17 protein-coding genes are annotated in these 18,726 nt (G+C 65.4%); 4 read left to right on the top strand and 13 right to left on the bottom strand.

Annotated elements, in window-relative coordinates:
- Positions 1–164: 164 nt before the first annotated feature.
- The 5 genes from lpdA to mdh are packed head-to-tail and all read right to left on the bottom strand — an operon-like array spanning position 165 to position 7,552.
- Positions 165–1,559: a dihydrolipoyl dehydrogenase gene (gene lpdA / locus G570_RS04895; protein WP_037499730.1), complete on the bottom strand. Its 1,395-nt coding sequence runs from the start codon at positions 1,557–1,559 to the stop codon at positions 165–167.
- Between the two features lie 10 nt (positions 1,560–1,569).
- Positions 1,570–2,805 (bottom strand): 2-oxoglutarate dehydrogenase complex dihydrolipoyllysine-residue succinyltransferase, encoded by a 1,236-nt coding sequence (odhB, locus tag G570_RS04890; RefSeq protein WP_037499728.1) that lies wholly within the window; start codon positions 2,803–2,805, stop codon positions 1,570–1,572.
- 7 nt (positions 2,806–2,812) lie between these two features.
- Positions 2,813–5,653 (bottom strand): 2-oxoglutarate dehydrogenase E1 component, encoded by a 2,841-nt coding sequence (locus tag G570_RS04885; protein WP_051504518.1) that lies wholly within the window; start codon positions 5,651–5,653, stop codon positions 2,813–2,815.
- Positions 5,654–5,670: 17 nt separating this feature from the next.
- Entirely contained in the window at positions 5,671–6,555 is an 885-nt protein-coding gene (gene sucD, locus G570_RS04880; RefSeq protein ID WP_037499726.1) for a succinate--CoA ligase subunit alpha, read from the bottom strand.
- Positions 6,556–6,589: 34 nt separating this feature from the next.
- The gene (gene mdh, locus G570_RS04875) at positions 6,590–7,552 is read right to left on the bottom strand and encodes a malate dehydrogenase (protein ID WP_037499724.1); all 963 of its coding nucleotides are present in this window, start codon (positions 7,550–7,552) and stop codon (positions 6,590–6,592) included.
- A gap of 223 nt (positions 7,553–7,775) precedes the next feature.
- Between mdh and G570_RS13920 the strand changes: the two genes are divergently transcribed.
- Positions 7,776–8,174, top strand: a complete 399-nt coding sequence (locus G570_RS13920; protein ID WP_051504046.1) for a hypothetical protein — start codon at positions 7,776–7,778, stop codon at positions 8,172–8,174.
- A 58-nt stretch (positions 8,175–8,232) separates the two neighbouring features.
- Here G570_RS13920 and G570_RS04865 read toward each other — a convergent pair whose 3' ends face one another.
- Genes G570_RS04865 through G570_RS04850 form a run of 4 tightly spaced genes read right to left on the bottom strand, consistent with a single transcriptional unit; the run spans position 8,233 to position 12,090 of the window.
- Positions 8,233–9,687 carry a M20/M25/M40 family metallo-hydrolase gene (locus tag G570_RS04865; protein WP_037499723.1) on the bottom strand — a complete coding sequence of 485 codons (1,455 nt, stop codon included), beginning with the start codon at positions 9,685–9,687 and terminating at the stop codon, positions 8,233–8,235.
- A 36-nt stretch (positions 9,688–9,723) separates the two neighbouring features.
- Positions 9,724–10,830 (bottom strand): cell division protein ZapE, encoded by a 1,107-nt coding sequence (zapE, locus tag G570_RS04860; RefSeq protein ID WP_037499721.1) that lies wholly within the window; start codon positions 10,828–10,830, stop codon positions 9,724–9,726.
- Positions 10,811–11,314, bottom strand: a complete 504-nt coding sequence (locus G570_RS13125) for a PaaI family thioesterase (protein WP_051504045.1) — start codon at positions 11,312–11,314, stop codon at positions 10,811–10,813. Before G570_RS13125 ends, zapE begins: the two co-directional genes overlap by 20 nt.
- Positions 11,311–12,090, bottom strand: coding sequence for a succinate dehydrogenase iron-sulfur subunit (locus G570_RS04850; RefSeq protein ID WP_037499720.1), 780 nt, complete (start codon positions 12,088–12,090; stop codon positions 11,311–11,313). Before G570_RS04850 ends, G570_RS13125 begins: the two co-directional genes overlap by 4 nt.
- A gap of 111 nt (positions 12,091–12,201) precedes the next feature.
- Here G570_RS04850 and G570_RS04845 point away from each other — a divergent pair, with 111 nt between their 5' ends.
- Positions 12,202–13,266: a CDP-glycerol glycerophosphotransferase family protein gene (locus tag G570_RS04845; protein ID WP_037499718.1), complete on the top strand. Its 1,065-nt coding sequence runs from the start codon at positions 12,202–12,204 to the stop codon at positions 13,264–13,266.
- Here the strand turns inward: G570_RS04845 and G570_RS04840 are convergent.
- Both G570_RS04840 and G570_RS04835 read right to left on the bottom strand, forming a co-directional pair.
- Positions 13,263–13,715 (bottom strand): peroxiredoxin, encoded by a 453-nt coding sequence (locus tag G570_RS04840; protein WP_037499716.1) that lies wholly within the window; start codon positions 13,713–13,715, stop codon positions 13,263–13,265. The genes G570_RS04845 and G570_RS04840 overlap by 4 nt on opposite strands.
- Before the next feature lies 1 nt (position 13,716).
- Positions 13,717–16,407 carry a bifunctional [glutamine synthetase] adenylyltransferase/[glutamine synthetase]-adenylyl-L-tyrosine phosphorylase gene (locus G570_RS04835; protein ID WP_037503819.1) on the bottom strand — a complete coding sequence of 897 codons (2,691 nt, stop codon included), beginning with the start codon at positions 16,405–16,407 and terminating at the stop codon, positions 13,717–13,719.
- 30 nt (positions 16,408–16,437) lie between these two features.
- Here G570_RS04835 and G570_RS13585 point away from each other — a divergent pair, with 30 nt between their 5' ends.
- Positions 16,438–16,650 (top strand): hypothetical protein, encoded by a 213-nt coding sequence (locus G570_RS13585; protein ID WP_156930324.1) that lies wholly within the window; start codon positions 16,438–16,440, stop codon positions 16,648–16,650.
- On the opposite strand, the gene G570_RS04830 is transcribed toward G570_RS13585, so the two are convergent.
- Positions 16,651–17,289, bottom strand: coding sequence for a sigma-70 family RNA polymerase sigma factor (locus G570_RS04830; protein WP_037503817.1), 639 nt, complete (start codon positions 17,287–17,289; stop codon positions 16,651–16,653).
- Positions 17,290–17,401: 112 nt separating this feature from the next.
- The gene (locus tag G570_RS04825; RefSeq protein ID WP_037499714.1) at positions 17,402–18,202 is read right to left on the bottom strand and encodes a response regulator; all 801 of its coding nucleotides are present in this window, start codon (positions 18,200–18,202) and stop codon (positions 17,402–17,404) included.
- Between the two features lie 332 nt (positions 18,203–18,534).
- Between G570_RS04825 and G570_RS04820 the strand changes: the two genes are divergently transcribed.
- A complete protein-coding gene (locus tag G570_RS04820) occupies positions 18,535–18,711 on the top strand; it encodes a NepR family anti-sigma factor (RefSeq protein ID WP_156930322.1) in 177 nt (58 codons plus the stop codon).
- Positions 18,712–18,726: the final 15 nt, after the last annotated feature.

Raw genomic sequence — 18,726 nt, 5'->3', positions numbered from 1 at the left:
TCCCGGTCGATTCACCGGCGCCACTCGGCTCGTCCCCAACCGACCGGCGCGAATCGCCCTGGTCCCGCCATAGCGGGACGAAGCGTGAACGGCATGATTTTTGTTATCTTAACGCTAACTTGCCCGCCGACTGTTGCCGACAACCGACAGCGTTAACGATCGCGTCAGATGTGGATCGGCTTGCCCGTCACCGCCATCGCCGCTTCCTTGATCGCTTCCGAATGGGTCGGGTGGGCGTGGCAGGTGTAGGCGATATCTTCGCTCGTTGCGCCGAATTCCATCGCCTGCGTCGCCTGCGCGATCATCGTGCCGGCGACCGATGCGATGCACCACACACCCAGCACGCGGTCGCTCTTGGCATCGGCGATGACTTTCACGAAGCCGTCGGGTTCGTGGTTGGTCTTTGCGCGGCTGTTGGCGAGCATCGGGAACTTGCCAACCTTGACCTCGCCATATTTCGCCTTGGCGTCCTCTTCGGTCAGGCCCACGCCCGCGATTTCCGGCCAGGTGTAGACCACGCCGGGAATGAGGTCGTGGTTCACGATGCCGGTCAGGCCCGCGATATTCTCCGCGACCGCAATGCCTTCGTCCTCGGCCTTGTGCGCCAGCATCGGGCCGGGGATGACGTCGCCGATCGCCCACACGCCGTCGACCTTGGTGCGGAAGTCATGATCGGTTTCGATCTGGCCGCGCTGGTTGACCGCCAGCCCGATTTTGTCGAGGCCGAGGCCGTCGGTGTTGGGCTTGCGCCCGATCGATACCAGCACGCAATCGGCGTTCAGCATCTCGGTCTCGCCGCCCTTGGCGGGTTCGAGCGTCAGGGTGGCGGTTCCGCCATTCACTTGCACGCCAGTGACCTTGGTGCCGAGCTTGAACTCGATGCCCTGCTTCTTGAAGATCTTCAGCGCTTCTTTGCGCACGTCCATGTCCATGCCGGGCAGGATCGCATCGAGATATTCGACGCAGGTGACCTTGGCGCCCAGGCGGCGCCACACGCTGCCCAGTTCAAGCCCGATCACGCCGCCGCCGATGACGACCATATGCTCGGGGACTTTCTCCAGCTCGAGCGCGCCGGTCGACGACACCACGACCTTCTCGTCGATGGTGACACCCGGCAGCGGGGTCACCGACGAACCGGTGGCGATGACGATGTTCTTGGCGGTGACCTTCTTGCCCGCGACCGACACGCTGTGCGCGTCTTCGAAGGTGGCGAGGCCCTTCAGCCATTCGACCTTGTTCTTCTTGAACAGGAATTCGATCCCGCCGGTCAGCTGCTTGACCGCGTCGCGGCGCTGGCCGTGCATCGCGTCGAGGTTGAGCTTGGGCGTGACCTCGATGCCCATCTTGGCCATCGCGCCATTGGCCGCCGCGTCGAAATATTCCGACGCGTGGAGCATCGCCTTCGACGGGATGCAGCCGACGTTGAGGCAGGTGCCGCCCAGCGTCTCGCGGCTTTCCGCGCAGGCGGTCTTCAGCCCCAGCTGCGCCGCGCGGATCGCTGCAACATAACCGCCGGGACCGGCGCCGATGACCAGAACATCGAAATCATAGTCTGCCATGGGGTATTCCTTAAAGGTCGATCAGCAGGCGGGTCGGGTCTTCGATCGCTTCCTTGATGCGAACGAGGAAGGTGACCGCTTCGCGGCCGTCGATGAGGCGGTGGTCGTAGCTCAGCGCCAAGTACATCATCGGCTTCACCACCACCTGGCCGTCGCGGACGACGGGACGTTCTTCGATGCGGTGGAGGCCGAGCACCGCCGACTGCGGCGGGTTGATGATCGGGGTCGACAGCAACGATCCGAACACGCCGCCGTTGGAAATGGTGAAGGTACCGCCCTTCATGTCGTCGGCGGTCAGCGTGCCATCCTTGGCCTTCTTGCCGAAGCCCGCGATGGCCTGCTCGATTTCGGCGAAGCTCATGCTTTCGGCGTTGCGCACGACCGGGACGACGAGGCCCTTCGGTGCCGACACCGCGACCGACACGTCGAGATAGTTGTTATAGACGATCTCGTCGCCTTCGATGCGCGCGTTGACCGACGGCACGTCGCGCGCGGCGAGCGCCGAGGCCTTCACGAAGAAGCTCATGAAGCCAAGGCGGATGCCATGCTTCTTCTCGAACAAATCCTTGTAGCGGTTCCGAGCGTCGATCACCGCAGACATGTCGACGTCGTTGAAGGTGGTGAGCAGCGCCGCGGTGTTCTGCGCATCCTTGAGGCGCGACGCGATGGTCTGGCGCAGGCGGGTCATCTTGACCCGTTCCTCGATGCGCGATCCCTTGGCGGCGACCGGCGCGGCAGGAGCAGCCGAAGCGGTAGCGGCCGGCGCAACCGGAGCCGGCGCGGCCTTCTTCGCGCTGGCGGCGGCGATCACATCGTCCTTGGTGATGCGGCCGTCCTTGCCCGACCCCTTGATGGTCGAGGGATCGACATGGTTTTCGAGCACCGCGCGGCGAACCGCCGGCGACAGCGTCAGCGACGCATCGCCAGCCGCAGCTGCTTCCGTCGAGGGCGCGGCAGGCGCTTCAGCCGCCGGTGCAGCGGCGGGCGCCGGGGCAGCCGCAGCGGCAGCGCCTTCGCCGACGCGCGCGATGACCGCACCAACCTCGACCGTGTCGCCTTCCGCGAACAACTGTTCGCTCAGCGTTCCCGCGACCGGCGAGGGCACTTCGACGCTGACCTTGTCGGTTTCCAGGCTGACGATCGGTTCGTCGATCGCAACCGCATCGCCGGGCGCCTTCAGCCATTGGCCGACGGTCGCTTCGGTGATCGATTCGCCCAGCGCGGGGACCTTGACGTCGGTGCTCATTGTTCGATCAACTCCCGGCCTTCCCGGCCTTCTGAACGGTTTCGACCGCGGCTTCCTTGGCCGCGGCGCGTGCTTCGATATGGCCGAGCGCGTCGGCAATCAGCGCCGCCTGCTGCTCCGCATGGCGCTTGGCAAGGCCGGTCGCCGGGCTGGCCGAGGCGCAGCGGCCCGCATAACGCGGCCGCATCCCCGCAAAGCCTGCCTCGGCAAGGCATTCCTCGATCAAGCTTTCGACGAAGAACCAGGCGCCATTGTTGCGCGGTTCTTCCTGCGCCCAGACCACTTCCCTCAGCTTCTTCATCGCCTGCAGCCGCTTGACCAGCGGTTCCGACGGGAAGGGATAAAGCTGTTCGATGCGGACGATCTGCGTGACGCCGTCGTTTGCCTTGTCGCGCGCTTCCATCAGCTCATAGCTGACCTTGCCCGAACACAGCACCAGCCGCTCGGTCGCGCCCTCGGCCGGCGGATTGAGGTCGCTCAGGATGCGCTTGAAATGGCCGTCGCCGACGAAATCCTCACGGCGAGACACCGCCAGCTTGTGCCGCAGCAGCGACTTGGGCGTCATGATGATCAGCGGCTTGCGGAATTCGCGGTGCATCTGGCGGCGCAGCACATGGAAGTAATTGGCCGGGGTCGTAATGTTCGCGACCTGCAGATTATCTTCCGCGCACAGCTGCAGGAAGCGTTCGAGCCGCGCCGAGCTATGCTCCGGCCCCTGCCCCTCAAACCCGTGCGGCAGCAGCATCACCAGCCCCGACGCGCGCAGCCACTTGGCCTCGCCCGCGGCGATGAACTGGTCGATGATGGTGTGCGCGCCATTGGCGAAATCGCCGAACTGCGCTTCCCACAGCACCAACGTCTTCGGGTCGGAAATCGAATAGCCATATTCGAAACCGAGAACGCCGAATTCGCTCAGCGGGCTGTCGCGCACTTCGAAGCGCGGGCGCGGCTGGCCGTCGTTGATCTGGCGGAGCGGGATATATTTCTCGCCGCTTTTCTGGTCGACCCAGACGGCGTGGCGCTGGCTGAAGGTGCCGCGGCCCGAATCCTGGCCCGACAGGCGGACCGAAAACTCGTCTTCCACCAGGCTGCCGAAGGCGAGCGCTTCGCCCGTCGCCCAATCGATCCCTTCGCCGCCTTCCAGCGTCTTCTTGCGCGCCTCGATGATACGGGCGAGCGTCTTGTGGACGGTCAGGCTCTCCGGCACCGTGGTGAGCAGCTTGGTCAGCCCGTCATATTGCTCGTAGGAAATGGCGGTGTTGACGTTGCGACGGCCGTCGATCGGCTCATAGGGCTTGCCCAGCCCCGCCCAGCGCCCTTCGAACCAGTCCGCCTTGTTGGGCAGATAGGTCGACCCCGCCTCGAACTCGCCTTCCAGCAGCGTCGTGAACTGCTTGGTCTGTTCGTCCACCCACGCCTGGTCCACCACGCCCTCGGCGATCAGCCGCTTGGCGTAGATCTGGCTGATCGGCGGATGCTTGGCGATTTCCGCATACATCAGCGGCTGGGTGAACATCGGCTCGTCACCCTCATTGTGGCCGAAGCGGCGATAGCACCACATGTCGATTACGATGTCGCGGCGGAACTGCTGGCGATATTCGATCGCCAGTTTGCAGGCGAAGGTGACCGCTTCGGGGTCGTCGCCATTGACGTGCAGGATCGGCGCCTGGATGCCCTTGGCCACGTCCGAGGGATAGGGCGACGAACGCGCATATTGCGGGCTGGTGGTGAATCCGACCTGGTTGTTGATGACGAAATGGATGCAGCCCCCGGTGCCGTAGCCGGGCAGGCCGGAAAAGCCGAGGCATTCCCACACGATCCCCTGCCCCGCGAACGCCGCGTCGCCATGCAGCAGCACCGGCAGGACAGTCAGGCCATGCTTGTCGCCGGCATTGGTCTGCACCGCGCGGCTCTTTCCCAGCACGACCGGGTTAACCGCTTCGAGGTGGGAGGGGTTGGGGACGAGGCTGAGATGCACCTTGTTGCCGTCGAACTCGCGATCCGACGAGGTGCCGAGGTGGTACTTCACATCGCCCGACCCGCCGACGTCTTCGGGGTTGGCCGCGCCGCCCGCGAATTCGCTGAAGATCGCGCGATAGGGCTTGCCCATCACGTTCGACAGCACGTTGAGGCGCCCGCGGTGGGCCATGCCGACGGTGATTTCGGTGACACCCATCTGGCCGCCGTACTTGATGATGGCCTCAAGCGCGGGGATCGCGCTTTCGCCGCCGTCGAGGCCGAAGCGCTTGGTGCCGACATATTTGCGGGCGAGGAATTTCTCCCACTGCTCGCCATGAATGACCTTGGTCAGGATCGACTTCTTGCCTTCGGGCGTGAAGTGGATTTCCTTATCCTTGCCTTCCATCCGTTCCTGCAGGAAGCGGCGCTCCTCCAGGTCGTTGATGTGCATATATTCAAGGCCGACCGTGCCGCAGTAATTGGCCTGCAGCACCGCGACGATCTCGCGGATGGTCGCGCTCTCGAAGCCGAGCAGCCCGCCGAGGAAGATCTTGTGGTCGAGGTCGCCCGGGCCGAAGCCGTGGAACGACGGGTCGAGCTCGGCCACCGGATCGTGATGGGCAAGACCGAGCGGGTCGAGCTTGGCCGCCAGGTGGCCGCGAACGCGATAGAGGCGGACCAGCGTATAGGCCCGCATGCTCTCGTCCGCCGCCTTTCGGATCGCAGCTTCGTCGGTGACCCCGCTCGCAACCGCGGCCGCCTTGGCCTTTTCCGCGACCTTTTCAATCGTGGCTTCGGTGGGATCGAGCCCGATCGTGTAGGGGTCGAGCGTGCTGATCGGCCAGTTCGGCCGTGCCCAGCTCGGGCCTTGCTCGCGCTCGTATCCCATCGAATCCATGACTAACTTCAGCCTTTCAGCACTTCCAGCAACGTGGTGCCGAGCTCAGATGGGCTCTTGGACACGCGAATTCCAGCCGCTTCCATCGCGGCGATCTTGTCTTCGGCGCCGCCCTTGCCGCCCGAGACGATCGCGCCGGCGTGGCCCATGCGACGGCCCGGAGGCGCGGTCAGACCGGCGATGAAGCCGACCATCGGCTTCTTGCGGCCCTTCCTGGCCTCGTCGATCAGGAACTGCGCGGCCTGCTCTTCGGCATCGCCGCCGATTTCGCCGATCATGATGATCGACTTGGTTTCGTCGTCGGCCAGGAACAGCTCGAGCATGTCGATGAAGTTGGTGCCGTTGACCGGGTCGCCGCCGATGCCGACCGCGGTGGTCTGGCCAAGGCCGGCGTTGGTGGTCTGGAACACCGCTTCATAGGTCAGCGTGCCCGAGCGCGAGACGACGCCGACGCTGCCCTTTGAAAAGATGTTGCCCGGCATGATGCCGATCTTGCACTCGTTCGGGGTCAGCACGCCCGGGCAGTTCGGGCCGATCAGGCGCGACTTGGAGCCCGACAGCGCGCGCTTCACCTTGACCATGTCGAGCACCGGGATGCCTTCGGTGATGGCGACGATCAGCGGCACTTCGGCGTCGATCGCTTCCAGGATCGAGTCCGCGGCGAAGGGCGGCGGAACGTAGATCACCGACGCATCGGCACCGGTTTTCTCGACCGCTTCATGCACGGTGTTGAACACGGGCAGCCCGATATGCTCGGTCCCGCCCTTGCCCGGCGTCACGCCGCCGACCATCTGCGTCCCGTACGCCAGCGCCTGCTGGGTGTGGAACGTCCCGGTTTCGCCGGTCATCCCCTGCGTGATGACCTTGGTGTTCTTGTTGACGAGAATGCTCATGCCTTGTCCCTACTGACGATGTTGCTGCAGCCGGTTAGGCGAGCGAGCTGTCGATGGCCTTGCACGCCTCGAGCAGGCCGCGCACTTCGCCCACCGACACGGCGAGGTTGTTCTTCGCTTCCTCGTCGAGGTCGATTTCGATGACTTCTTCGACGCCATTGGCGCCGAGCACCGCCGGCACGCCGACATACAGGCCGTCGAGGCCATACTTGCCGTCGACATAGACCGCGCAGGGCAGGATGCGCTTCTGGTCGCCCAGATAGGCTTCGGCCATCGCGATGGCGCTGGTCGCCGGGGCGTAATAGGCGCTGCCGGTCTTCAGCAGGCCGACGATCTCGCCGCCGCCGCCGCGGGTGCGCTTGACGATCGCGTCGATCGCTTCCTTCGACGACTTGCCCATCTTGACCAGGTCGTCGACCGGGATGCCGCTGACGGTGGTGTAGCTGGTGACCGGGACCATCGTGTCGCCATGACCGCCGAGCACGAAGGCGTTCACGTCCTTGACGCTGACGCCGAATTCCAAGGCGAGGAAGGTGGCGAAGCGGGCCGAGTCGAGGACGCCGGCCATGCCGACGACCTTGTTGTGCGGCAGGCCCGAAAATTCGCGCAGCGCCCACACCATCGCGTCGAGCGGGTTGGTGATGCAGATGACGAAGGCGTTCGGCGCATGGGTCTTGATGCCATCGCCCACCGCCTTCATGACCTTGAGGTTGATGCCGACCAGATCGTCGCGGCTCATGCCCGGCTTGCGCGGCACGCCGGCGGTGACGATGATGACGTCCGCACCGGCGATGTCGGCATAGTCGTTGGTGCCCGTGATCTTGGCGTCGAAGCCTTCGATCGGGCCGCACTGCGACAGGTCCAGCGCCTTGCCCTGCGGCATGCCTTCGGCGATGTCGAACAGGACGATGTCGCCCAGTTCCTTCTTCGCCGCGAGATGGGCGAGCGTGCCGCCGATCATGCCTGCACCGATAAGCGCGATCTTCTTGCGAGCCATGGGCCTTGTCTGCCTTTCGTACCGTCTAAGTCGTTGCCCCCGGGGGGAATGGCAGGCGCAGCCAAGGGTGGCGCGTCGCTTGGATGGGGGCGCGGCGCCCGCTTAGCGGGATGAGTTGTGGGGGGCAACCGGTTGCGGCCGGAACTGCAGTGGGATTCGACGGTTTTTTTGATGAATCGAGCGGTCAAACTGCGTTCATGACCGCGGATGTAGAAAGGTTGCCATGAAAAAGCTGATGATTCTCGCGGGCGTCGCCACGCTCGCCGCCGCCGCCCCGGCCGTTGCCAAGCCGGATCACGCCAATCACGGTCAGGGCCAGGGCCATGCCGCGCACAACATGGGCGCGCCGATGGGTTATGGCGTCGGCCACTGCCCGCCGGGACTGGCCAAGAAGAACAATGGCTGCCTGCCGCCGGGTCAGGCCAAGAAGCGTTACAATGTCGGCCAGCGTTGGTCGGGCAATTACGGCCAGCAGTGGACCTACAACCAGGTCCCGCTCGACTGGCGCAACCAATACCGCCTCGATCCCTATGATCGCTATTATTATGGCGATGGCTACCTCTACGCCGTCGATCCCAAGACGCAGCTGATCAGCGAAGTCATTCGCGCGATCATCCGCTAAGCGTTAGGCCGAGTGCAACCGGCCGGGGCCGCCCTTCGGGGCGGCCCTTTTTTATGACCTATTTCTTTTTCTTTGCGGCCAGGTCGCTGATCACCGACTCCCAATAGACGACGTCGTCGTACATAGCCCTGACAGGGATGCGCTCGTTGAGGCCGTGCGCACGCTCGTCGTCGGGGATGATGCCCCAGCTTCCGTCGATGTCGTAGACGGGAATGCCTTTCGACCGGAAAAAGCTGCCGTCGCTGGCACCGGTGGCCATGATCGGGAACACGTCCATGGTCGGCCCGTAGACGGTGTTGACCGCCTTCTTGACGGCGCCAAGCACGTCGGCGCGAAGCGGCGACGGCGGGCTGGGAACGCCGATGAAGTCTTCATAATAGGCGACCTCGATCTTCGGTCCGACAATCTGCTTCAGCAGCGCCAGCGTTCCCGCCGGTTCCTCGCCCGGGATGATGCGGCAGTTGACTACCGCCTGCGCGGTCTGCGGCAACGCATTGTCGGCATGGCCCCCGTTCAGCATCGTCGCGACGCAGCGAGTGCGGGTGCGGCCGACCTCCAGCTCGCTGGCTTCCACCGCGTCCGCCGCCGCACCGTCGTTTGCATTGGCAAGCCAGGCCCGGATCGCCTTGCCGAGCGCGCTGTCGCCCTCGTCCTGCGCCCGCTTGGCGAAATAGGCGCGGCTGGTTTCGTTGAGGCGCGGCGTGAAGCGATAGGCCTGCACCGCCTTTAGCGCATCGGCCAAATCGTAAATGGCGTTGTCGGGCCGCGGCCGCGAGCTGTGCCCGCCCGGATTGTGCGCGGTCAGCGTATAGCTCTGGTAGGTCTTTTCCGCGGTCGACACGGCGAATCCAAGGGGCTTGCCGTCGTGGGTGTAGCCGCCCGCCCCGCCGTCGGCGTTCAGCCCGAATTCGGCATCGGTCAGGCTGCGATATTTGTCGGCGCCCAAAGTCGCCCCCTGCCCGGCCGTTTCCTCGTCGCCCGAAAAGAACAGGATGATGTCGCGGTTGGGCTTGAACCCCGCGGCCTTCAGCTTGAGTACCGCCATCGTCGTCGCGACAATGCCGTTCTTCATGTCGCTGGTGCCGCGCCCGTAGAAATAGCCGCCTTCCTCGATGAACTGGAACGGGTCGCGCTCCCAGTCGCTGCGCTTGGCCTCGACCACGTCCATGTGACCAAGGATCAGCATGGGCTTTTTGGTCGGCTTGGGCGAACGCCAGCGGGCGATCATCATCACCGTCTGGTCGCCCTTGGTCGCTTCGTAGGGGATGATGCTGATATCGCTTGCCGGGATCCCCGCGGCCTTCAGCCGGTCGGCCAGCAGATTGGCCATTCTCGGCACTTCATTGCGGTCCTTGACCGTCGGGATTTCGACCACCTGCTTGAACAGCTCGCGGGTCTGTTTCTGCCATTCGGGCGCCAGTTTGGACGGGGCATTGATCAGCTCCGCCGTCCCGGCATGGACAGGCGAGGCGAGCAGGGTGGCGGCAAGCAGCGTGGCAATCAACGGGCGCATGGCGCTCCTTTCCCGAGCAGATAGACGGGTTGGACGCTAGGCGGCGCCGTGCCCCTCCGCAAGATAGTCGGCGCTCTGCATTTCCTCCAGCCGGCTGACCGTCCGCTCGAATTCGAAGCGGCCGTCGCCGGCGGGGTAGAGATTGCGCGGTTCGGCGTCGGCCGCGGCGAGCAGCTTCACGCGGTGTTCGTAGAGCGCGTCGACCAGCGTGACGAAGCGCGCTGCCTCGTTGCGCATCTCGCGGCTCATCACCGGAATGCCGACGATGAAGACGGTGTGGAATCGCCGCGCGATGGCGAGATAGTCCGCTGCCCCGCGCGCCTCGCCGCACAGCCGCTTGAACGAAAAGACGGCGACGCCCTTCAGGCTCTTGGGAACGTGCAGCGTCCGCCCGCCGCCGACCTCCAGCTCTTCGGTCGGGACATTGGCGCGGTCTTCGGGCGGATAGTCGGTCAGGCGGAAAAACGCTTCGCTCAGCTTTGCCGTGGCGTCCGGCCCGTTGGGCACAAGCCAGGTGTCGAGCCCCTGCAAGCGGTCGAGCCGATAGTCGGTCGGGCCATTGAGGCTCACCACCTCCATCCGCGCCTCGATCAGCCGGATGAAGGGCAGGAACAGCTCGCGGTTGAGGCCGTCCTTGTAGAGGTCGGACGGCGGTCGGTTCGACGTGGTGACGATGGCAACCCCCGCATCCAACAGCGCCGTGAACAGCCGCGACATGATCATCGCGTCGGCGCTGTTGGTCACCATCATCTCGTCGAAGCAGAGGAATTTGACCTCCTCGGCGATGTCGGCGGCGACGCGGATGACCGGATCGCCCTCCTCACCCTTGCGCGCATCGCGCAGCCGCTCGTGCACTTCGAGCATGAAGGCATGGAAATGCGTGCGACGCTTGGGAGTCGCGGCAATGCTGTCGAACGCCAGGTCCATCAGCATAGATTTGCCGCGCCCGACCCCGCCCCACAGGTAGACGCCGCAGGTCGGACGATCCTTGCGCAGCAGCTTCTTCAGGAAGCCGCCGTCCTGCCGCTGCAAGCGGTCGGCGAAGCGGTCGAGCGCCGCTACCGCGGCTGCCTGGTCGGGGTCGGCCTTGAGTTCGCCGGCGTCGAGCAGCCGGCGATAGGCATCAGCGACGGGGCCCGTCATCGTCCCCGCCCGCGCTCGGACCGTTGGGGGCCTTCACCCGCTTCAGCGTTCCGGTGAAATCGTAGCAGGGCTCCCCGTCCTGTTCGAGGTAGCCCGAGAGGAACACCAGACCGCCAGGCGTCTGGCGCACCAGCTTCACATGCCCCGTCAGCGGGGTGCCCACCCGGCCACGGTTGAGGAAACGCGTGCTGCAGTCGAGGGTGACATAATGCCCTTCGGCCATGCCGGCGCAGCGCCCGCCTGCGAACAGGCTCATGTCGATGAAGCTCATCACCGCGCCGCCATGGATCGACCCGCCGAGATTCTGGTGACTGTCGTCCGGGAACATGCGCGTTTCCGCTTCGCCCGGGACGGTCGGCCGGAACAGCAGACGGCCCGTGCGGCTGGCGAACGACCCGCGCGGAAAATCGCCCCAGCTGTACCAGCCGGGGTGGTCCGGATCTTCCTTTACTCCTTGCGGAAGGCCCTCTGGCCTCTCGCTCAAGCCGCGCGCTCCGCGACCAGCTTCTTGGTCTCGGCAATCGCCTTGGCCGGGGACAGGCCCTTCGGGCAGACGTTGGCGCAGTTCATGATGGTGTGGCAGCGATAGAGTCGGAACGGGTCCTCGAGCTGGTCGAGCCGCTCGCCGGTCGCTTCGTCGCGGCTGTCGGCCAGCCAGCGATAGGCCGCCAGCAGGATCGCCGGCCCCAGGAACTTGTCGCTGTTCCACCAGTAGCTGGGGCAGCTGGTCGAGCAGCAGGCGCACAGGATGCACTCGTAAAGACCGTCCAGCTTGGCGCGGTCTTCCGGCGACTGCAGCCGTTCCTTGCCCGACGGTTCGGGCGTCGAAGACTTCAGCCACGGCTGGACCGAGGCATATTGCGCGTAGAAATGGGTCATGTCGGGGACCAGGTCCTTGACCACTTCCATGTGCGGCAGCGGCGTGATGCGCACTTCGCCCTTCACATCCTCGATCGCGGTGGTGCAGGCGAGGCCGTTCTTGCCGTCGATGTTCATCGCGCACGATCCGCAAATGCCTTCGCGGCACGACCGGCGGAAGGTCAGCGTCGGGTCGATCTCGTTCTTGATCTTGATGATCGCGTCGAGGACCATCGGCCCGCACTTGTCGAGGTCGATGGTGTAGCGGTCGTAGCGCGGGTTGGCGCCCGAATCCGGGTCGTAGCGATAGACTTTGAACGTCTTCAGGCGCTTGCCCTCTTCCGCCTGGTACTGGCGGCCCTTCTGGATCTTGCTGTTCTTGGGAAGGGTAAATTCGGCCACGGACATGAACCTCTTGATTTCGCGTTCGCGCCCGCCGCTAGCACGGCAAAAGCCTGTCCTTCAAGCAATGCGTCTTGAATCGCGACGAAAGCGGCAATAGCGCCTGTCGCCATGCTCCGCATCGGCTACCTCGCCTTCGCCCAAGCCCACCAGCATCTTCACTGGATTCCGGGCGCGCTGGCGCTGGCCAGGCGGCCGGGCGTCGCGGTCGACGTGCTGTCCGCCAGCCGCGCAAACCTCGATTTCATCCGCCGCTTCGATCCGGACGGCCTGCTGCGCCTCCGCTACCTGCCGGTCCCGCATCGCCGCGACGGCCTGTTCGACGTACCGCCCCGCGCGATTTCGGCGCTGCTGTGGCATCCGCGGCTGGCCCGCTACGACGCGCTGGTGACGACCGAGACGACCAGTTCGGTGCTGAAGCGCCTGCCCTGGTTCAAGGTACCGATGATCCACCTGAAGCATGGCGCGGGCGACAGTGTCGTCGGGTACAACGCCAAGCATCGCCATTTCGACCTGACGCTGGTCAACGGCGAAAAGGACCGCGAGCGGCTGATCGAAAAGGGGCTTGCGGGGCCGGACGAGATTCGGGTCGTTGGTTATGCGAAATTCGAAGCCGTCGGGCCGGACGATCAACTGTTTCCCGACGACCGGCCTGTCGCGCTCTACAACGCCCATGCCAAGGCGCCGGGGTCGAGCTGGTTCGACCATGCCCCGGAAATCGTCGCCGAGATGGAGCGGATCCCCGGCTGGAACTTCATCGTCGCCCCCCATGTCAAATTGAAGGGCGGGCCGCGACCCACCAGCAGCGCGCCGAACATCCTGATCGACATGGGATCGCGGCGGTCGATCGACATGAGCTACACCAACCGCGCCGACGTCTACATCGGCGACGCTTCGAGCCAGGTGTACGAATATATCCGCACGCCGCGGCCTTGCATCTTCCTCAACCTCGATCGCGTGGAATGGCAGGGCGTGGAGCGCTATTCGCACTGGGCGTTCGGGCAGGTCATCGACGATATCGCCGAACTCGGCCCCGCCTTGTCACACGCCGCCGCGCTTCAGCCGGACTATGAGGCCGCGCAGCGCGCCGGGCTGGCACGTTCGCTTGACCCCTCGCCCCTGCCGTCCTCGCAGCGGCAGGCCGACGCGATCCTCGACTTCCTCGCCCGGCGCTAGGCTTTGGCGGCGGCCAGCACCGCCTCGGCATGGCCCGGAACCTTAACGCCGCGCCACGCCTGCCGCACGATCCCGTCGGCGCCGATCAGGAAGGTCGACCGCTCCATGCCCATATATTTGCGGCCGTACATCGACTTTTCGACCCAGGTGCCAAAGGCATCGCTGATGTGCCCCTCCTCGTCGCTGGCAAGCAGCACCTTGAGGTCGTACTTGGCGATGAACTTGTCGTGCTTCTTCATCGGATCGCGCGACACGCCGACCACCCTCACCCCCGCCTTCGCAAAGTCGTCGGCCAGCGCGGTAAAGGCCTGCGCTTCCTTGGTGCAGCCCGGCGTATCGTCCTTGGGATAGAAATACAGCATCAGCGGTGCGCCGGGCTGGCCCAGATCGAGGGTCGATCCGTCGCTCAACGTCGCCTTGATCGACGGGACCTTGTCGCCTTCCTTCATCCTATTTCCCTTCCTTGATGTCGGCCCAGCGCCGGGCGATGCGGTCGCGCGCTTCGTCGATCGCCTCGACCAGCAAAGGCCAGCTTTCGTGCCCGCACAACGCCGCGACCAACGCCTGCGACGCGGTGGCGGGTTCCATCGACCCATGCGTGCTGACCAGCCGCAAGACGACCAGCACCCGGCTGAGCAGGCGCAGGTCCGCATCAGTCGCCTCGTCGATCTTGCCCGCCGCCGAAAGCTCGGCCAGCGCCACCTCCAGCCGCGGATCGAGACCTATATTGGTCGTCAGCTGCAGCGTGTGGACCGCGAATTCGAGGTCGACCAGGCCGCCCCGGCCCAGCTTGATGTCGAGCGGGCCGGCAGGCGCCTTGTGACGCGCCATTTCCGCGCGCATCGCCGCAGCGTCGGCGCGCACCTTGGCGGGATTGTCGATCCGTTCGAGCACGTCCCTGATCGCCGCGCGCACCTTGTCGCGAACGGCCGGGCTGCCGGTGAGCGGTCGGGCGCGGCACAGCGCCATATGCTCCCACGTCCAGGCTTCGTGGCGCTGGTAATGGTCGAAGGAATCGACGCTGACCGCCAGCATCCCTTGCGCACCCTGTGGACGCAGCCTTGTATCGACGTCGTAGAGCGGGCCGGCGGCGGTCGGCGTCCCCAGCGCGGCGGTGATGCGGCTCGCCAGCCGATTGTAATAGTCCGTAGCGGTGAGCGACTTGGCGCCGTCAGAGCGCGACCCGTCGGGCGCATCGAACAGGTAGATGAGATCGAGATCGCTGGCATGGGTCAGCGCCCGGCCGCCGAGCCTGCCGAGGCCCAGCACGACCAGCTCGCCGCCCGCGATACGGCCGTGGCTGCGTTCGAATTCGCGGGTGACGATGTCCGCAAGCGTCACGATCGCGGCTTCAGCGAGGTCGCTATAGCCCTCGGCAATCACCAGCGGGTCGCGATGCGCGGCGATCAACTGGACGCCCAGCGCGAAGCGACGCTCGCCCACCATCCGCCGGATGCGGTCGAGCGACAGGTCGTAGGGTTCGCCCTCGATCGCCTGTGCGAACCGCTCGGCCAGTGCGGTCGCGTCGGGGGGTGGCGCGAAGCTCGATTCGTCGATCAGCCCGTCGAGCAGCGTCGGCCGCCGGCTGAGCTGGTCCGCCAGCGGCGGGGCATGGGCCAGGATCAGCGCCAGCAGATGGGCCAGCTGCGGCCGCGCACCGATCAGGCGGTAGAGGTTCACCCCGCTCGACAGCCGTTCGATGATGTCGCTGAAGCGGTTGAGCGCGAACATCGGTTCGGGTCCCGCGGCGATAGCCCGCATCAGCGTCGGCAGCATCGCCTCGAACGCCGACATGGCGGCGGGCGAGCGCAGCGACCGCGCCTTGCCCGAACGCCAGTCGGCGACCCGGCGAACGCAGTCCTCGACGTCGGTAAAGCCCATCGCCTTCACCTCGGCGCGCAGGATGTCGGGGTCGTTCGACAGGCGCTCCTCACGGTCGCTGACCAGCCCGTCGAACTGGGCGGCAACCGCATCGACGTGGCGCGCCAGTCGGTCGATCAGCGCCGTACCGTCGGCAAGGCTGTCGAGCCGGGCGACCGTATCGAGTGCGTCGGCATCGACCGGCAGGCGATGCTCCTGGCGGTCGTGGATCATCTGCACCCGATGTTCCGCGGTGCGCAGCGCGCGATAGGCGGCGGCGATGTCGTCTGCGACCCTCGCGTCCAGTCGCCCGCCCGCCGCCAGCGCGCGAAGCGCATCGAGCGTCGCCGGCGCCCGCAGCGATGGCTCGCGCCCGCCGTGGATCAACTGCTGGACCTGGGTGAAGAATTCGGCCTCGCGGATACCGCCGCGGCCGCGCTTCAGGTCGAACCCCGGCCCGAACGCCTGTCCCTGTGCATAATGGTCGCGGATACGCAGTGAAATGTCGCGGATTTCCTCGATTGCCCCGAAATCCAGCGCGCGCCGCCAGATGAAAGGCCTGATCTCGTCGAGGAAGCGGTTGCCCAGCGCCGTGTCCCCGGCGGCAGCGCGGGCACGGATGAAGGCCGCCCGTTCCCACGGCAGGGCCGAGCTTTCATAGTAGGAGATGGCGGCATCGACGGGCAGGACGATCGGCGTCACTTCGGGCGACGGGCGAAGGCGCATATCGACCCGCGCGACATAGCCGTCGGCGTCGCGCGCCTGCATCAATTCGATGAAGCGGCGACCGTAACGCACCGCTGCCTCGCCGGCGTCGTCGCGCGGCCGCCTGGGCATGGTGCGCGGGTCGAACAGCAGGATGAGGTCGACGTCGGACGAATAGTTGAGTTCGCCGCTGCCCAGCTTGCCGAGCGCAAGGATGGCCAGCCCGCGCGGCTCATCGTCGGGCATCCGCTCGCGCATCGCGACGGCCAGCGCTTCGTGCATCGCGCGGTCGGCGAAATCCGACAGGTGGCGGGTCACCCATTCCAGCGATTGCTCGCCGCTGAGGTCGCCAAGCGCGACGGCCAGCGCCAGCGCATGGCGCTGCCGCCGCAACCGGGACGCCGGGTTATCGCCCGCGATCGAAAGGGCCAGTTCTACCGCAGCATTTGCACCGCTCGAGAGGAACATCTCGGCGACGGCCGGAAACCGCTCTACCGCTGCATTCAGGAAGGGCGCATGCGCTTTCGCCCGCTCAAGGGCCGATTGCCAGGCAACCTTTGCGACCGTCTCTTCCATGTCACGCTTCATGGCCGAAATGCGCGCTCGATGAAACCGATCGGGCGCTCGCGCATTACTGTTCGGATGGCAAATGATCGTCCCTTTGAAACGAGGACGAAGAACTCCATGTCAAATCGCGTAAAGATTGACGTTCTTCCTCCCGTCCAAGCGGGCCTTGCGGCTGCGCTTCGTCGTGCGTTTCATGCGCCGGCGGACGATGCGGCTGGCGAATTCGAAGCGCTGCTTAAAAAGCTGGCCTGATCAGCCTCGACCGCCGCTGAGCTGGTCGACCTCGCCCATGATTTCCTGCAGCGCCGACTTGTCGGGATTGGTCTTGTGCTGCCGGCGGGACGGCAGCTTGCCGTCGCTCATCAACGCTTCCAGCGCTACGCGCCCACGCGCAACGCGGCTCTTGATCGTGCCGACCGCACAGCCGCAGATTTCCGCTGCTTCTTCATAAGCGAACCCGCCCGCCCCGACGAGGATGAGCGCCTCGCGCTGGGGTTGCGGCAAGTGGAGCAAAGCGCGCTGCATGTCGCCAAGCTCGATATGCCGGTCCTGGCTTGCCGGAGCAGACAGGATCTTGGCCGCGGTCACATCGTCCCATTCGCCCTTGAACCGCGCACGGCGCATCTGGCTGAGGAACAGGTTGCGCAGGATGATGAAGGTCCAGGCCCGCATATTGGTGCCGGCCTGGAATCGCTTGCGCGCCGCCCACGCCTTCAGCAGCGTTTCCTGGACAAGGTCGTCGGCCGCGTCGCGGCTGCCGGACAACGAACGGCCGAAGGCACGCAGGTGCGGGATGACCGTACCCAGTTCCGCCTTGAAGTCGGCGTCGGACAGCGGCGTCGGTTCGGCCGACACCGCGACAATGTCCTGAGGGTCGATTTCTTCGCTCACCAAACCCCGCCCCGCTACGCTGCCGACGCCAACGGGCGCCGAAGTACAGTCATCCACGTGATGCCTACTCGTCGAATGTAGGGCTTTAACACCCGATGGACAATGCCGGACGTCAGATGGCCGGGACCGTTGCCGCGTCGAAGAACAGGGCCTGGCTGATCGCCGCCTTGACCGTCGAGCGCTGGAACGGTTTCGTGATGAGGAAGGTCGGCTCCGGCCGCGTGCCCGTCAGCAGGCGCTCCGGGAAGGCGGTGATGAAGATCACCGGCACCGAAAATTCCTGCAGGATGTCCTTCACCGCGTCGATGCCGCTCGAATCGTCGGCAAGCTGGATGTCGGCAAGGACGAGGCCCGGGGGCGACTTGCGCGCCTGGGCCACCGCCTCGTCGCGCGTCACGGCGACGCCGGTCACATTGTGGCCGAGGTCGCGCACGATCGATTCGATATCCATCGCGATGATCGGTTCATCCTCGATGATCAGCACGTCGGCATGGGTCTGGCGCTCGATTTCCGCCAGCGCTTCAGCGACCAGCGATTCGACGTCGGCCGGGGTGGCATCGATCAGATAGGCCGCGTCGTCGGTCGAAAAACCTTCGAGGCCGGTCAGCAGCAGCGCTTGGCGCGACAGCGGCGTGATCCTGGCGAGGCGCGCCTGCGCAATGCCTTCGGCGCCGCCCAACGCGTTGCTCGGCTCTTCGCCTTCATCGATGTTCGCGCTCGACCAGATCGCATGGAAAATGCGGTAGAGCCCGAGGCGCGGATCGACGTCGCGCGGAAATTCGGACGGCTGGGCGACGATGGTTTCCAGCGTGGCGCGGACGAACGCGTCGCCGTGCATCTGGCTTCCGGTGAGTGCGCGGGCGTAGCGGCGCAAGAAAGGCAGGTGCGGTGCGAGTTCCTGACCCAGCGACATGATAGAATATTCTCCCCAAGACATTGCGGCGGGATTGTTACGCCCCCGTTGTGGAGACCCGCCCGTCCCATCGCAACCCCCGAGAGGCGAATTGGGTTCCGTCGCAAAATTGCAACGGACCGATTGCGACCGCCATTTCGCTTGGAACAAAGCGGTCATCATGTTGTTTCCGTTTCATCTCGGTTCATCTTTCGGGCGGCCATTGACGCCCGCCTGTGCGGACCGATAGGTGACGACGGCGTTTCTCGATCGATCACGACCGGGCAGCGTGGGGAGTGTTTTCGAAGGTGGGACGTGAAGCGCAGATCAGAACGCGCGAGGGGGATGCAAAGTTGAGTGGCAGCGACAAGGGCATTCCCACCGGTGGCAGTTCGTCCAAGACCGACAAGAAACGCAAGGGCGCGGAGCGTTCGGGCACCGTCGGACGCGCACTCAAGACCGTCTACGACGAAATGCTTCGCGAAGACGTACCCCAGGATTTCCTCGACCTTCTCGGCAAGCTTGACTGACGTTCCGGCGGGAGT

It is taken from the genome of Sphingomonas jaspsi DSM 18422 (assembly GCF_000585415.1).
In the GTDB taxonomy this organism is placed as follows: Bacteria; Pseudomonadota; Alphaproteobacteria; order Sphingomonadales; family Sphingomonadaceae; genus Sphingomicrobium; species Sphingomicrobium jaspsi.
Note: the sequence above shows the minus strand (reverse complement) of the source record. Positions and strands in the feature narration are given on the sequence as shown.

Bases quoted from the DNA above. Each gene is read 5' to 3' on its own strand.
- sucD (WP_037499726.1), bottom strand. From the start codon at position 6,555: ATGAGCATTCTCGTCAACAAGAACACCAAGGTCATCACGCAGGGGATG.
- G570_RS04845 (WP_037499718.1), top strand. From the start codon at position 12,202: ATGCTCCGCATCGGCTACCTCGCCTTCGCCCAAGCCCACCAGCATCTT.
- mdh (WP_037499724.1), bottom strand. From the start codon at position 7,552: ATGGCTCGCAAGAAGATCGCGCTTATCGGTGCAGGCATGATCGGCGGC.
- G570_RS13585 (WP_156930324.1), top strand. From the start codon at position 16,438: ATGAAACCGATCGGGCGCTCGCGCATTACTGTTCGGATGGCAAATGAT.
- G570_RS04840 (WP_037499716.1), bottom strand. From the start codon at position 13,715: ATGAAGGAAGGCGACAAGGTCCCGTCGATCAAGGCGACGTTGAGCGAC.
- zapE (WP_037499721.1), bottom strand. From the start codon at position 10,830: ATGACGGGCCCCGTCGCTGATGCCTATCGCCGGCTGCTCGACGCCGGC.
- G570_RS04835 (WP_037503819.1), bottom strand. From the start codon at position 16,407: ATGGAAGAGACGGTCGCAAAGGTTGCCTGGCAATCGGCCCTTGAGCGG.
- lpdA (WP_037499730.1), bottom strand. From the start codon at position 1,559: ATGGCAGACTATGATTTCGATGTTCTGGTCATCGGCGCCGGTCCCGGC.
- G570_RS04885 (WP_051504518.1), bottom strand. From the start codon at position 5,653: ATGGGATACGAGCGCGAGCAAGGCCCGAGCTGGGCACGGCCGAACTGG.
- G570_RS04825 (WP_037499714.1), bottom strand. From the start codon at position 18,202: ATGTCGCTGGGTCAGGAACTCGCACCGCACCTGCCTTTCTTGCGCCGC.
- odhB (WP_037499728.1), bottom strand. From the start codon at position 2,805: ATGAGCACCGACGTCAAGGTCCCCGCGCTGGGCGAATCGATCACCGAA.
- G570_RS13920 (WP_051504046.1), top strand. From the start codon at position 7,776: ATGAAAAAGCTGATGATTCTCGCGGGCGTCGCCACGCTCGCCGCCGCC.
- G570_RS04865 (WP_037499723.1), bottom strand. From the start codon at position 9,687: ATGCGCCCGTTGATTGCCACGCTGCTTGCCGCCACCCTGCTCGCCTCG.